Source organism: Tunicatimonas pelagia (genome assembly GCF_030506325.1).
Classification (GTDB): Bacteria; Bacteroidota; Bacteroidia; order Cytophagales; family Cyclobacteriaceae; genus Tunicatimonas; species Tunicatimonas pelagia.
This window is the reverse complement of record NZ_CP120683.1, coordinates 5,346,608-5,360,779: the sequence shown is the minus strand read 5'-3', so window position 1 is coordinate 5,360,779 and position 14,172 is coordinate 5,346,608. Positions and strand designations below refer to the sequence as shown.

Sequence of the window (14,172 nt, the reverse complement as noted above, 5' to 3'; positions counted from 1 at the left end):
AGATGTCCAGTTTATGGAGTTTACTTTACGATAAGGCGGCGGCGATAAATACCTTCCCTGCCTCTCAGTTCTAGTAAGTATACTCCAGGGGTTAACGAAGAGCTATCAATCTGCGAATTTCCTGGTTGAATTTTAATCAACTCTTTCCCCTGAGCAGAGTATACCCGCCCTCCCGTAAACTTGTGAAGTGGTAGGTTTTTGATAACAATTGCTTCCCCTCTTTCCACCGGATTCGGATATAAAATCAATTCCGTAGTTGATTCATCTCCGATGCCAGTCACCGGACCTCCGTCGCCCGGGTTAGTAGTAGTATCTTCGGCCACTACCGACAGATCAAAGTCCTGAGTTGCCGTAGCACCCTCCGAGTCAGCCACCTGCACCTGAATAGTTAACGTTCCGGTATCACCTAGTGCGGGGGTGCCCGAGAAAGTCCGGGTATTGGCGGTAAATGTAAGCCACGCAGGCAAAGTGCTTTCGTCGCTCAGTTTTGCTGAATACGTGAGTACATCTCCGGTATCATTATCTTTAAATGCACTATCGGGTACCTGAAACTGATAAACAGTATCAGCTTCGGCTATCTGATCTTCAATAGCCTGCTGTGCCTCCGGTGCCGTATTCTCCTGACTTTGAAACGTATTTTTATATTGTATAACAACTTCTTGATTATGAGCAATCAAATCCACATCGCCGTCAGCGTCGGTATCAATTGCTGTCACTTGACGGGCAGCGAAATCATCAATAGCCGTACTAGCTTCAAATGTACCACTTTCTTCAGTGTGCGCTCGCCAAGTTAACCCGTTGGCTGAAGATTGGACAACATCCGCGCTACCATCACCATCCAAGTCAGCAAACACCAACACTTCTTCACTTCCTAAGCCCAAAGGTTTGCTAGTGAAGCTTCCGTCTCCTTGGTTTACGTACCACGTTTTAGTACCAGTTCCCAATGCATCAACAATATCGATATCACCATCTCCATCCATATCTACCGCATAATTTCCCTTCGCGGTAGTGTTTCGGGTAAACTGGGTATTAGAAACATTGCGGTACCAACCGTCAGTCGTTAGTACATCCGAGGCACCATCAGCATCAATGTCAACTAACTGGGTAACTGCTCCTTCTATCGTTCCTGCCCGAATAAAACGCTCGTCGGTTAATTTCCACCAACCGTACTGGCTTCCTGCCTCGTTCACCGGAGCGAATAGTAGCCCATTTGCTGCTACAAAAATACCGTTAGAACGAGGCATTCCCCGGTGGGTCACCAGTTCTTGGATTGATCCGCTAGCCGAATTCTTCCAGCGTACTACGGTAAACCCTTCGGCATTTACGTCAGCAACAAATAATTCAGCTATTCCATCGGCATCAATATCAGCTTGAGCGAATGAGGCCTCTGCCGAATGTAACTTCGCTTGAATTTGGGGTAGTAAAATATTTCCTTGCTGAATGGCAACGTCGGCTACATGGTGAGTAGACTGAACTGTTAAACCAGTAAGCGCAGCACTTTTGCGCTCCGGAACTACCCGAGCAACCTTATCAATAATTGGCTGATTTACTGATTGATAGACTGTACTATCCCAGGCACTCTTGGCATTCTCCGTCCAGGCAATACCGGTGGCATCGCCCGTGTTGCTGATTAAATCGTGGTCGCCATCTTGGTCAATATCCGTCCATTGGACTTCAGCAGTACTCAGCGCGTGATACTGCGCTGACTGCCAGTCGCCTTGGTTTTCCAGCCATCCGGTTTGAGCCGGAGCCACTCCGCTGCACGCCTCGGGAGCGAGGGATACGTAAAAATCCAAGTCACCATCCTTATCTATATCATCGGCCTGTAAGCGACTAGGACGAAGATTAAGCCAATCGGTATCAGTAATCGTTAAGAATGTGGGGGTATTCGTCAAACCGCCTGCGCTGTTAGCCAGGTAGCCAACCCGGTAACTTCCCGTCCAATTGTACCCTTCCGTAATTACCAGATCAGTCTGATCATCTCCGTTCATATCAGTTACCGCCAACGCAATGGGACTCACTAGGCCAGCTACCTGAATTGGTGCACCTAGTGCGTAGGCGTTTTTACTAGTTAAAGGGTATAGTTTTTGATCATCCGACCAGATAATATCCAAAAGGTTATCACCGTCAATATCACCCCGTATTACTGGGGCACCCGCTAAATTAGTAGCCTCACCCTCGGCCCACAGTGCGCGATTAGCAAAAGTACCGTTCGTTTGCTGGTACCAGTAAAGCTGATTACCCTCCTTGACCAGAATATCTAGCGCATCATCTTGATTAATATCTAGCACCGAAACCTGATCTTCGTTGGTATACGAAAGTCCGCCACTGCCAACCGTTTTCTTAACAAAACCCGCCCCATCTTGATTTTCGTACCATAACAACTGCTGATCTTCAGTATCATAAGCCACAATGTCAGGATAGGTATCCTGATTGAGATCGGCTGCCTTTCCAAAAGACCAATTGGCTGCTTCATCTACTACCCCCCCCGCCGCAAAAGGGGTTTGGCCATTATTGGTTAACAATTTATACTGATGTGGTTTTTGACGGCTCAACTCAATGACCATAGCGTTTAGGAATGCATATCTGGCACCACCCTTTTTAGCAACTTCTACGGTGATGCTTCCGTCCTCTGCTGGGGTAACATTGTTTATCGCAACTGTATTAGACTCATTATCCGATGCATTAAGTTCAACCTCTTGGCTACCAATTCGGTATATTGCGGTTCGGTCATCATCGAAGAGGGAACTACCGTAAAAGGTAAAATTATAGGCATCGTCTGCGTTTAGCCCCGAAATGGTCATTTCTTCAGTACCACTGGTGAAATAATAAGACCGAGTGGCTGCCGGGGGGTAAAAGCCCGGTTGCTCTTCGTTATAGCCTCGCTCACCCACTCCGTCCCAGGTAGTCTTTAAAGTCAAAGTAGCTCCAACAGCTTCACCTAAAGCGTTAATAAGAGCTATACTTGCATTTGCTTCGGCGGGCTGATTAGTGTTGCTCCAATGGCGAGCTGTATTCTCCGCTGATCCACTAAAATTTATGTTAATAGGTACAAACGTTGGGTCGGAAATAATTTCACCAACAATATCTTGATCGCCGTCTTGGTCTGCATCTATAAACGCTACGGCTCGGTAAGGTTCACTGTTGCCAGTGCCATCGGCTTGTAGCAAGGTTTGCTTCTCAAATTGGGCGTAAGAAAAAGTAGTATTAAGAAGAAAAAAAAGTAATGCTAACTGTCTGATTTGGTAATACATACTGCCTTTTATATGGTAATAGAGCTTGCTATTTCTGAGCAATAAACATACAAAATAAGCGCATTTTATTTAATTATTTCAATAAATAATAGATTTATTTAGACAATCGCACGAATTATCTACTGACCCTGACTATTTTCTTTCGAGCGGACCACACAAAAGATTCACGTATGATATTCAGTGATACTAGAATAGCACGCTCATTTTATGATGTAATATTAGAGCTGAATATCAACCAAAAATACCACAATTGAGGTAGGAATAGTACTACTTACTTTTACTCACCGGTTCCAGAGGCGGAAGGCTGATCCTTTATGAAGCCGTACTGGTCTATAAGGTACACTAGCGAAGTCATAGCCGCCGATCCCAGTAGCAGCTCCCGACGGTTGACAATCTCAAATACATCTAAGGCAGAATGATGCATATCGAAGTAACGTTGGGAGTCGGGTCGTAATCCGATTAGCTCTACTCCCTGCGGTTTGAGCGCACTGATATCGGCTCCGCTGCCTCCCTTGTCAAATTTATGCAAATCGTAGGGTTCAAACAGCGGTTTCCAGCGCTGAATTTGATCGTAAGCAGCATCGCTCACGTCTAAGCCAAAACCCCGAGGAGCAAACCCGCCAGCGTCAGACTCTATCGCAGCCAGATGATTTTCACCGTGCTCTTCAGCTAACTCCGCATATTTTTTCGCTCCGGCCAGTCCATTCTCTTCGTTCATAAACAATACTACCCGAATGGTTCGTTTGGGCCGATAATCCATTGCTTTCATCGTCCGTAGCACTTCAATAGAGTGTACTACTCCGGCTCCGTCATCGTGAGCTCCTTCTGCCAAATCCCAGGAGTCCAAGTGGCCACCGACTACGATATATTCATTCGGATACTCATTTCCGGTAATTTCACCTACTACATTGTACGAAAGCACATCGTCCAGCATTTCGCAGTGCGTTTCCAGGTAAAAAGAGAGCGTTGGTTCCTCCTCTAGTGTTTTGCTCAGCAAATCAGCATCATTGGTACTAATTGCTACGGCTGGAATTTTGGGGATGTTAAAGGAATACACCGTACTACCGGTATGTGGATAATCATCAAAGGCCGTGGAAAGTGAGCGGACAATTACGCCCACAGCACCGTACTTTGCCGCTTCGGAAGGGCCGCTGCGCCGCTGATTTCCGGCTAAACCGTAAGCCGACCCGGTTTGAATTTGGGTTTGATCCATTGGGCGGTTGAAAAATACAATTTTACCCTTAACATTCTCTTCGCCTAAGTCGGCTAGCTCGTCAAATGTATGAACCTCGACTACCTTCGCCAGTACGCCCGCATCGCCGGTGCCTACGGCATTTCCGAGGGCGGTAATATTTACCTCCCGCGTTCCTAGTTTTTGGGAATTGACGATACGCCCTATCTCCTGCTGACCCCGCACCCAGTGAGGCACCATTACCGACTGAAGAAAAACACTGTCAAACCCGTAGGCTTGCATTAGTTGACGACCCCATTCTACGGCTGCCGCTGCTTCAGGTGATCCACTTACCCGCCCCCCAACATCTTTACACAGGCTGCGGAGATTTTCGTAGGCTTCCCCGCGTAGCAGAGTTTCATCGTAGATTTTACGTAGCATAGTCGCATCGTCTTCAGATTGCGCCATTACCGGAGCTACCAAGATTATGGGGAGGCATAGCGTCAGATATAGATATTTTTTCATAGTGCTAGTTGGTAGTGAGAACTTTAGTTTTCTATTAGTTCGGCATCGTGAAGAATGTACATCATGCGGTCGGGGTTGTCCGCGTTTAACTCCAGTGTTCCCCGCAGTTCAATTACCTCCGAAGAGAGTTCTATATTATCCTGGCTAAATACTTCCATCACAGTTTCCGGACCCGCGCCCCCACAAAAAAAGCAGGCAGCAATAGGCAAGGCCGACAGTATGAAGTAGTTGGGTTTTAGATACGCCTCAAACGGAATCATATAGCCTTTCACCGTGACCTGCTGTCCGTCTAAAGCGGTGGCCCGATCGCCAAAAACCGGATACGATATTTCGTAACCTACTGAAGCATCGTAACGATCCTCGATTACTACGTCAGTCAACTCCTTCCAAACGCTGGTATTGGTTTGACTCCAAGCCAAATGGTTTAGAAATAGCAGAACATTGGTAAGGAGGTAGCATAACTTCATAGTGCTTGGATAGATACTATCGAACCCCTAAATTAGTACGATTCCGTAAGAATACTATCCGTATCTTTGGTTTTATTCCCATCTAACCGTTGTATATTTTATTATGGCCACATCAACCGATCAATTTAACGTTGTTCATCAACCGGATAAAAAACGCTTCGCTATTCTTCTGGATGGTACAGAAGCCGTGTTGCAATATATTCCGGCGAAAAAACAAATAGTGTTCACACATACGGAAGTACCTCCATCGTACGAAGGAAAAGGGCTAGCTTCTCGTTTAGCCCGCACCGGATTAGAATACGCCAAAGAGATCAACCAGCCAGTACTACCGCTTTGTCCCTACGTGGCTATGTACATTCGTCGCCACCCGGAGTATAGACCGCTAGTGCTACCGGGCTTTAATGTCTGAGGAGTGAAATTTGCTAGCCTATCTTATCTAGGAGAAGGAAACGATCGGCAACAATCAGCCTATCGAACACTTCAAGGTTTAGGCTTGTTCAACTACTTATCAGCGTATTGTCCCGTACTTACCGGTACTGTGCCGCTCGGAATTGATGTTGACACTAGCGACTTGGATATTTGTTGCGAGGCGCATGATCGACCATCATTCATTGACTTCGTAAGCTCTCGATATGGTCATTTGACTGGATTTTGTGTTGATTCAAATTCCGCGCCTCAATTTAGTACGATTATCCGCTTCTCTTACCAAAAATGGCTGATCGAGCTATTCGGACAGTCGCTTCCGGCGATACGACAACACGCCTATCGGCACATGATGGTTGAGCACCGTATTTTACAACTAGCCGACGCAAATTTCCACCGGAAAGTTAGGGAGCTAAAACAGCGAGGAGTTAAGACCGAACCGGCATTTGCTCAGTTACTAAATCTACTGGGTGATCCTTACCAAGCAGTTCTTGATCTGGAAAACTACGCTGATGGACAGCTCCGGCAACTCCTAGCAAAAGGAGGCTAAACCGAAAAATAGTATATTGCTACTATGCTAACTAAACTATTATTCGGACTAACTACTTTAGCTCACTTAAACTTGGCTGACACTCAGATGATTTCCCCAAGTTGTACGGTACGTATGCTAAAGGCATGAACCTTTCGATAAGCCAATATTCAGAGCAAGCTTTTAAAGCAATCTTGGGAGGGTGCCGCATAATAGTTCAATACTTGGGGACTTTAATAAACCAGGTGAGTGATGATCACGGTAAAGGACGTAAAGCAGTTAAGCCAAAACCCAGACACGCTGAACTAGCTGTAAATGTCGCAGGAGCGATGGCAGCTTTCCTAGTGGAGACTTGGCAAGAACAAAGAGAATGATGACAGATTTTATGGCAACTCCGATCTTAGTTTATCAATACGTGTTGAAGTATTTTATCATACTTATTCTTTAGAGTAGAGTTTCCCGCCGTAGACCCCATGTCCAAGTGCTTGTATTAAGGCCGTAGAGTTAACTAAAACAAGTTTTGTTTGGTTAGGTACAGCTGTGTGTAATATATCAGCGATCTGACTAATTTGAGAAGAATTTATCGTTTGAGAATACTTTAAATTTTCAATTTGACGTCTATTTCCCTGTTCTTTTTCTTGAATGATTTTTACATCGTTTTTGAGTAGATTAAGAATATCTTCTTTAAACTGCTTGTTTTTGTTTAGTGCGTCAGCTATTTGATTCGCTGTACTACTTTGATTTAGAACCACCGCTAACTCCTCTTTTGTTTTCTTATTTTTATTAACTAAGATTTTCATTGCGGCTATACTTTCATCTGCTTCGTTCTTTGAAGTAAGTATTTCTGCTTCAATTTTTCCTATTTCTTTAGCAACATCCCTGACGCTTGTTGAAAACACATTGAATGTTCTTTCCATAGCAGTATTTCTCGCGGATTCGTTAATAAACGAGCTTAAGAAAAAACCTATGATACCTGCTATTACTCCGGTCGGTACAAGTTTTCTATATAATATCTTATTCACCTTATCATTAAGATAAAGATCGATTTCTCTTTGAGCTTCTGGGGTAGGATTCGTTTCCATAATCCTAATTTAAACTGATGGTGAAAATAGCTATTAAGAACTGAATAAATTGACCAGAAATCAACGCCTACTATTGAGTATATTTTTGCTTAGTCACTTAGCATAACAAAATCTGATAATTGTCATTATCGCTAATCGTTGAAATTGCTTGACATTGTACAACTTAACTTGTACGATTGTCGTATGAAAGAATATATCGCCTATCAGGGGACGCGGTACGTTATTGAGTGGTTCTACTCGGACAAAGGTAAGAGTCAAGCTTTAGAGTATTACCAATCACTCGCCCCGGCCGATCGGCGGAAGGTATTGCGGCTTTTTCAGATGATGGGAGAGATCGGCCAAATCCGCGATCAAACCAAGTTTCGGAATGAAGGTGATAAAGTATATGCATTCAAACCACAGCCGCACCGCTTTCTAAGTTTCTTCTTTGAAGGTCAGAAGATCATCGTGACAAACGCCTTTATCAAAAAGCAACAAAAGCTACCGAAAACTGAAAAAGAACGGGCACTACGCCTAATGGCAGATTACCAACATCGCGTACAGGAGGACAATTATTATGAGCAAGAAGACGAATAAATTGATGAGCACCTTTGAGCGGGAAATGCAAGACCCCAAGTTTGCCAAAGCCTATCAAGAGGAATACCGGGAATTAGCGTTATCCGAATTGCTGTTAGCACTCATGGACGAAGACGATAAATCAGTACGCCAATTAGCTAAGGAAGCTGGGGTATCGGCCAATGCCATTCAGAACATCCGGTCGGGAAAATCTGAAGATATGCACCTAAAAAACTTTGTCGGTATTGTCTCAGCGTTAGGCTATAATATTGTGTTAGAAAAAGATGGCCAACGGATTCCGTTTTCGCCTAGTCCGTCATAATTGGTATTTACTCAGTTACTAAATCTACTGGGTGATCCTTACCAAGCAGTTCTTGATCTGGAAAACTACGCTAATGGACAGCTCCGGCAACTCCTAACAAAAGAGGGCTAAACCGAAAAATAGTATATTGCTACTATGCTAACTAAACTACTATTTGGGCTAATTATCCTATCTAACCTAACTCCGGTTACCATTCACGCCCAAATGAAGTTCCCTTGGCAGCGGCATACTATCGATGATTCCTCGTTTGGGGCCGACGGAACCAAGGTCTGTTTTGCCAACCGCGATTCTTTGCCAGATATTATCACTGGCTGGGAGCAAGGTAATGTCACTCGCCTCTATTTTCACCCCGGTGATCCTACTAAAAACTGGACTTACGTAGAGGTACCCTCGCCCGCTGTAGAAGATGCTCTGGTGGTAGATTTAGATCAGGATGGCTTTTCCGACATAATTACGTTATCCGAAGGGAATCATCGGCGAATTACGATACACTGGGCACCCCCTGATTGGCAACAGTACACGCAATCTGCCGCCTGGAAGTCGGTAGATATTCCTTGCACGGTAGATCGCACGCAATGGATGTTTGGCGTAGCTCATCAAATAGATAATAAACACGGAGTAGATCTGATTGTTGGCTCTAAAGGCCAAAACGGTACACTAGGCTGGCTAGAAGCTCCCGCTAATCCGCGAGAAATAGACCAATAGCAGTTTCACGAGATTTCACCAGCGGGGTGGATTATGTCAATTGAGACGGTAGACATAGACCAAGATGGCTATGCTGATATTTTAATTTCAGATAGAAAAGGAAGTTTGCGGGGCGTCCGCTGGCTCCAGCATCCGGCTAGTGAAACTGAGCAGCTATTTCAACCCTGGATTAGCCATAATATCGGCCTTACTAACGGTGAACCAATGTTTTTAACCGTAACTGATTGGAACCAGAATGACCAACCTGATATTTTTGTGCCGGACTTGTATGGTCAGCTACATTGCTTTTATCAAACTTCCAATGGATGGATACACGATAGCATAACCTACTCCGAACAGGCTGGCACAAGAGGAAAATCAGTTACAGCAGGTGATTTAAACACTGATAGCCGCCTAGAACTCGTTACCACCTACGAAGATGCTGATCGTCGGCCCGGAGTAATGGTAAGCACTTTCACCGACCTGGGCTGGAAACACCAAGCCATTAGCGATACACTAGGTCGTAAATTTGATTTTGCGAAGCTGATAGATTTAGATCAAGACGGGGATTTGGATGTTCTTACCTCAGAAGAGAATAACAATAGCCCCACTCAGGGTGGCTTGGGGGTAATCTGGTATGAGAATCCCCTAAAATAACAAAAGCACTTTATCAGTGCTTATTGTGAACTCCTAAAAGTGTTGCTGTGAATGCGGCATCAAATAATGCAGCAAACAGCCCACACGGCCAGTATTGATGTTACTTTAATTGCTAATTCTATTCTTCGACTCGTATCCATAACGCTATATTTTTTAATTACCAACTGGCTCTGTAAATGCGAACAGTGTACCATTTCTACCCAAATCGCGGAAAATTCACGAAAAATGGGCTTAAGAATCTCTAAAAGCGCATTTACGGTTGATTTTACAACTGAATGATGATCTGAAGAATGTAGAACATTTTCCCAATTAGGGAATTTAATCCCGTTTGCTACCCGGAATCATCACCCCCAAGCCGCCGTCAATACGGTAAACCTGCCCGGTCATGAAAGCTGCTTTATCACTACATAAGTAAGCGATAAACTCCCCAATTTCCTGGGGTTGTCCTACTCGTTCGGTCAAATGCATATCCACACATTCCTGATAGACCTGCTCCGGGTTGGGTGATTGTTTTATGCCCCACTGTAGCATGGGAGTATCTACCGTTCCGGGACAAACCGCCACACAACGAATAGTAGGCGCGTAATCAACCGCAATGCTGCGAGTTAACCCTAGCATGGCAGTTTTAGAAGTAGTGTAGGGAGCTACGTTATTCTGAGAGAGCATGGCCTGCACACTAGAAACGTTGACTACTACCCCCCGACCAATCTTTTGCATATACGGGATGGCGTGCTTCGCACACAGAAAAGCACTTTTCAAATTAACATTCATTACTAAATCCCACTCTTCCTCACTCGTTTCGGTAACGGTAGAGTAGCGTTGAATGCCGGCATTATTTACCAGATAGTTAATTTGCCCGAAGGTCTGTTCGGCTTGAGCAATAGCGGACTTAACCTCCTTCTCTACTGACACATCACAGCGAATAAGTAGCACTCTTTTTTCACCCGCTTCCTGCAGAGTGTTGCTCTGCACCTTGTCTTTATCTAAAATAACCACATTTGCTCCCTCGCGTAGCATTATTTCTGCCGTAGCTCTTCCAATTCCTTTACTACCCCCGGTAATAATTGCGGTACGCCGATCGTGTTCCATAACTCATAATTTGCCTGAATGTAATCAGATCGAATGAAAAATAGTAATACTGTCTGATTATACAAAAACCTACAGCAGATTGTAGAATTAGCTCATAAAATATTGACTGAAAGCTCATATCATTTTTCTACTCGATGATATACTGCTCGTGCTACATTTGTAAAATATAAAATTATACATAGATTTGTCGTATCCAATACAGGTGGGTTCCTGACGAAAAGTGCCCGTATACGCCATCCTTCTCTCACACTGGCCTTCTATTCATCTTCCCGCCTACGGTTATTTAGCAATTTTCTCACATCCTAACTATTATACTATGAGGATACCTCCTACCCTATTTTACAGAATCTTTTTAGTTTCCCTTACCCTATTTGGGTTTCAAGCCGTACAGGCACAAACCATTTCTGGCACCGTAACTGGTGATGGGGATGGTCTACCCGGAGTTAACGTACTCCAGCAAGGTACTACTATTGGTACCGTTACTGATGTAAATGGTAATTACACCATCGCCGTAGAAGGTGAAAATCCGGTTTTAGTATTTACTTCAGTTGGTTATGAGTCTCAAACGGTAGAAGTCAATGGGCGCTCCACCGTTAATGTAACACTCACTTCCGATTTAACCGAACTCACCGAAGTAGTAGTAACCGCTTTGGGTATCACCAAAGAAAAACGTACCCTAACCTACAGTACCCAAGAAGTATCGAGCCAAGGTATTGAAGAAGCCCGCCCGGTGAATATTACGGAAGCCCTCAGTGGTAAAGTGGCCGGTATTGCCATTACTACTACAGGTGCCGGAGTAGGGGCACCTACAAAAGTGGTACTACGCGGAAACCGCTCGCTGCAACCCAATGGAAGCCAACCACTTTACGTGATTGACGGAGTTCCGGTGGGCGGAGATATTGCCGACCTTTCACCTAACGATATTGCGGATATATCGGTACTCAAGGGCGGTAATGCCGCAGCCCTCTACGGAAGCCGGGCTAATAACGGGGCAATTATTGTCACCACCAAATCGGGCGCGGGTGCGCCAGAAGGGGTAACGGCTAACCTAGGATTTAACTATCAGGTGAATTCCCCGATCCTCCTAACGAAGTACCAAGATGAGTTTGGCCAGGGTTCTGCCGGAATCTACTCGCCTACCGCTTTCACTTCGTGGGGACCGCGCATGACCGGGCAAGTGGTAGATCATTGGTCTAATGACCCTAATTATCTGGCTGCAGTAGGAAGCACATACCCCTTAACTGCCCAGCCAGATAACGTTAGGGATTTCTTTCAGAATGGGCATACGATTGCCGTAAGCGCAGGGGTAAATATCAATAATGAAAATTCTAATACCAGTCTCAATTATACTAATACTGACGGGGGTGGAATTATACCCAATAACGATGTAAACCGTCACTACCTCAATATCCGAAATACCACTACGCTATTCGATAAATTGACAATAGATACCAAAGTGAACTACATTCGTAGCAATTTCTCTAACGTATTATTTGGTGGTGAGAACTTTGACAACCCGCTGCGTTACGCTTATATCCTACCTAGAAACGTACGTACGCAGGACTTAGAGTACTATGAATTTACGAATGATGCCGGGCAGCTACGACAGCACTTCTTTGTACCTCGCTCTAATGAAGCGGGTAATCCCTACTGGACGGCAAATAACGTACAACGCCCTCGAGTTAATGAGCGCACGCTCGGGTTACTATCATTGAAATATCAAATTACGGATGACTTTTCTATTTTAGCCCGTTCAGGTATTGACCGCCGAACTAATTACCAAGAGTTTTTACGCTTCGCCGACACGTACATTACGGCTGATGAAGGCTCGTACGAAAAATTGGTGAATTACGACTTGGAATGGAACTCCGATGTTTTGGTGAGTTACCAAAAAGAGGTGAGTGAGAATATTTCTATCGGACTCAACGCCGGAGCCAACCTCAGAATAGCCAGGTTTGAGGAAATTGGTGGTCGTGGCTCTAACTTTGACGTAGACAATCTGTTTGCGGTGGGAAATACATTGCAGCCCCGTCCGTTTGAGGATTTCGCCGAACGAGAGCAACAGTCGGTATACGCTTTCGGAGAAATTGGGTTCTATAACGCCATTTTCTTAAGTGGCTCGTTCCGTAACGACTGGACTTCTACCTTACCCGAAGACAATCGCTCGTACAGCTATCCTTCAGTAGGATTGACTGCCGTAGTTAGTGACTTAGTTAACTTTCCCTCGGTGGTGAGTTTCTTCAAGGTTAGAGGTTCTTGGGCAGAAGTAGGAAATGATACTGACCCTTATCGTCTGTCCCAGCAAGCTAACATAAGAAATGGTGCTATCTCACTAAACCCAGTATTACCAGTGGATAATCTTGTCCCTGAGCGGACTGCAACATGGGAAGCTGGATTTGATGCGCGGTTCCTGGACGATAATCTACGACTGGACTTCACATACTATAGATCAAATACCTTTGATCAATTATTTGCCACTAATGTACCGGTTGCCTCCGGGGTACGTAGCGTGTTCCAGAACGGAGCAGATGTTCAAAACGAGGGCGTAGAAATTATACTGGGTGTTACTCCGGTAACTACTCCAAATTTCTCTTGGGATCTAACGGCTAACTTTGCCCGAAACGTTAGTAAAGTGTTGGAAATCTCTCAAGACACCGACGTACTGATTCAGGGTAGTGGATTCTTAAATGAGTACCAAATTGAGGAGGATGAGCCGTTTGGTAACCAGTTTTCCCGAGGTTTTGAGCGAGATAGAAATGGTAATGTTCTTATTGACGACCGAGGCCTGCCAATAGTTACATCGGGTAAAACCGTGCAAGTAGCTAACTTCCAGCCCGACTGGCTGATGGGCATCAGCAATACGTTCCGCTACAAAGATTTTTCTCTACGGGCTTTGGTAGATTTCCGCCAAGGAGGACAAGTGGCCGTATTCACCGAAGCTATTATGGCAGGTAGCGGATTGCTCGACTACACTTCTCAGGGACGGGATGGCTCACTAATCTTTGGTGAAAATATCTTCGGTGGTGAAAGTGCTGTCTTAGTGGATACTGACGGAAACCCTACCGAGACTCCCAATAATATTGAGGTAAATGCTGAGGATCTATGGAACCGATTGGGCGGTAGAAACGCTCCAGTAGGGGAAGCTTTTGTTCGTGATGCTTCTAACATTCGCCTACGGGAACTGGCGTTTAGTTACAGTTTGCCCCAAAGCGCATTAGAACGGCTTCCGTTCCGCAGTGCCAGTGTCTCGTTGGTAGGAAGAAATTTATTCTTTATTACTAATAAAACAGAATATTTTGACCCCGAAGCAGTGCAGTCGGTAGATAACAACGCAGAAGGCTTAAATTCCTTTGCCCCACCTACCACCCGTAGCTTCGGAGTATCAGTAAATCTTGGATTTTAATTTTAAGTAGT

General features: G+C 44.9%; 12 protein-coding genes and 1 pseudogene. 8 read left to right on the top strand and 5 right to left on the bottom strand.

The annotated features are described in order from the left end of the window. Window positions 1–20: 20 nt before the first annotated feature. The 3 genes from P0M28_RS22890 to P0M28_RS22880 form a co-directional block, all read right to left on the bottom strand. Window positions 21–3,254: an FG-GAP-like repeat-containing protein gene (locus P0M28_RS22890; RefSeq protein ID WP_302205424.1), complete on the bottom strand. Its 3,234-nt coding sequence runs from the start codon at window positions 3,252–3,254 to the stop codon at window positions 21–23. A 277-nt stretch (window positions 3,255–3,531) separates the two neighbouring features. Next, window positions 3,532–4,950, bottom strand: coding sequence for a M20/M25/M40 family metallo-hydrolase (locus P0M28_RS22885; RefSeq protein ID WP_302205423.1), 1,419 nt, complete (start codon window positions 4,948–4,950; stop codon window positions 3,532–3,534). A gap of 23 nt (window positions 4,951–4,973) precedes the next feature. Next, a complete protein-coding gene (locus tag P0M28_RS22880) occupies window positions 4,974–5,417 on the bottom strand; it encodes a hypothetical protein (RefSeq protein ID WP_302205422.1) in 444 nt (147 codons plus the stop codon). A gap of 103 nt (window positions 5,418–5,520) precedes the next feature. Between P0M28_RS22880 and P0M28_RS22875 the strand changes: the two genes are divergently transcribed. The 3 genes and pseudogenes from P0M28_RS22875 to P0M28_RS31155 all read left to right on the top strand — a co-directional run. Beyond that, a complete protein-coding gene (locus tag P0M28_RS22875; protein WP_302205421.1) occupies window positions 5,521–5,826 on the top strand; it encodes a GNAT family N-acetyltransferase in 306 nt (101 codons plus the stop codon). Between the two features lie 3 nt (window positions 5,827–5,829). Next, a complete protein-coding gene (locus P0M28_RS22870) occupies window positions 5,830–6,390 on the top strand; it encodes a DUF4269 domain-containing protein (protein ID WP_302205419.1) in 561 nt (186 codons plus the stop codon). 95 nt (window positions 6,391–6,485) lie between these two features. Further along, window positions 6,486–6,743, top strand: a pseudogene (locus P0M28_RS31155) (abortive infection family protein); the annotation flags it as partial. 63 nt (window positions 6,744–6,806) lie between these two features. Here P0M28_RS31155 and P0M28_RS22865 read toward each other — a convergent pair. Continuing rightward, window positions 6,807–7,451: a hypothetical protein gene (locus tag P0M28_RS22865; protein ID WP_302205418.1), complete on the bottom strand. Its 645-nt coding sequence runs from the start codon at window positions 7,449–7,451 to the stop codon at window positions 6,807–6,809. 183 nt (window positions 7,452–7,634) lie between these two features. Between P0M28_RS22865 and P0M28_RS22860 the strand changes: the two genes are divergently transcribed. From P0M28_RS22860 to P0M28_RS22845, 4 genes are all read left to right on the top strand, one after another. Further along, a complete protein-coding gene (locus P0M28_RS22860) occupies window positions 7,635–8,027 on the top strand; it encodes a type II toxin-antitoxin system RelE/ParE family toxin (protein WP_302205417.1) in 393 nt (130 codons plus the stop codon). Then, window positions 8,008–8,328: a hypothetical protein gene (locus P0M28_RS22855; RefSeq protein WP_302205416.1), complete on the top strand. Its 321-nt coding sequence runs from the start codon at window positions 8,008–8,010 to the stop codon at window positions 8,326–8,328. Before P0M28_RS22860 ends, P0M28_RS22855 begins: the two co-directional genes overlap by 20 nt. A 135-nt stretch (window positions 8,329–8,463) precedes the next feature. Beyond that, entirely contained in the window at window positions 8,464–9,033 is a 570-nt protein-coding gene (locus tag P0M28_RS22850) for a hypothetical protein (RefSeq protein WP_302205415.1), read from the top strand. Between the two features lie 33 nt (window positions 9,034–9,066). Next, a complete protein-coding gene (locus tag P0M28_RS22845; RefSeq protein WP_302205414.1) occupies window positions 9,067–9,669 on the top strand; it encodes an FG-GAP repeat domain-containing protein in 603 nt (200 codons plus the stop codon). Between the two features lie 318 nt (window positions 9,670–9,987). On the opposite strand, the gene P0M28_RS22840 is transcribed toward P0M28_RS22845, so the two are convergent. Then, entirely contained in the window at window positions 9,988–10,758 is a 771-nt protein-coding gene (locus P0M28_RS22840; RefSeq protein ID WP_302205413.1) for an SDR family NAD(P)-dependent oxidoreductase, read from the bottom strand. Between the two features lie 316 nt (window positions 10,759–11,074). On the opposite strand from P0M28_RS22840, the gene P0M28_RS22835 reads away from it, so the two are divergent. After that, on the top strand, window positions 11,075–14,161 hold the full coding sequence (locus tag P0M28_RS22835) for a SusC/RagA family TonB-linked outer membrane protein (RefSeq protein WP_302205411.1): 3,087 nt from the start codon (window positions 11,075–11,077) through the stop codon (window positions 14,159–14,161). The last annotated feature ends 11 nt before the right edge of the window (window positions 14,162–14,172 follow it).

Bases quoted from the DNA above. Each gene is read 5' to 3' on its own strand.
- P0M28_RS22850 (WP_302205415.1), top strand. From the start codon at position 8,464: ATGCTAACTAAACTACTATTTGGGCTAATTATCCTATCTAACCTAACT.
- P0M28_RS22840 (WP_302205413.1), bottom strand. From the start codon at position 10,758: ATGGAACACGATCGGCGTACCGCAATTATTACCGGGGGTAGTAAAGGA.
- P0M28_RS22845 (WP_302205414.1), top strand. From the start codon at position 9,067: ATGTCAATTGAGACGGTAGACATAGACCAAGATGGCTATGCTGATATT.
- P0M28_RS22880 (WP_302205422.1), bottom strand. From the start codon at position 5,417: ATGAAGTTATGCTACCTCCTTACCAATGTTCTGCTATTTCTAAACCAT.
- P0M28_RS22865 (WP_302205418.1), bottom strand. From the start codon at position 7,451: ATGGAAACGAATCCTACCCCAGAAGCTCAAAGAGAAATCGATCTTTAT.
- P0M28_RS22860 (WP_302205417.1), top strand. From the start codon at position 7,635: ATGAAAGAATATATCGCCTATCAGGGGACGCGGTACGTTATTGAGTGG.
- P0M28_RS22885 (WP_302205423.1), bottom strand. From the start codon at position 4,950: ATGAAAAAATATCTATATCTGACGCTATGCCTCCCCATAATCTTGGTA.
- P0M28_RS22835 (WP_302205411.1), top strand. From the start codon at position 11,075: ATGAGGATACCTCCTACCCTATTTTACAGAATCTTTTTAGTTTCCCTT.
- P0M28_RS22890 (WP_302205424.1), bottom strand. From the start codon at position 3,254: ATGTATTACCAAATCAGACAGTTAGCATTACTTTTTTTTCTTCTTAAT.
- P0M28_RS22875 (WP_302205421.1), top strand. From the start codon at position 5,521: ATGGCCACATCAACCGATCAATTTAACGTTGTTCATCAACCGGATAAA.
- P0M28_RS22855 (WP_302205416.1), top strand. From the start codon at position 8,008: ATGAGCAAGAAGACGAATAAATTGATGAGCACCTTTGAGCGGGAAATG.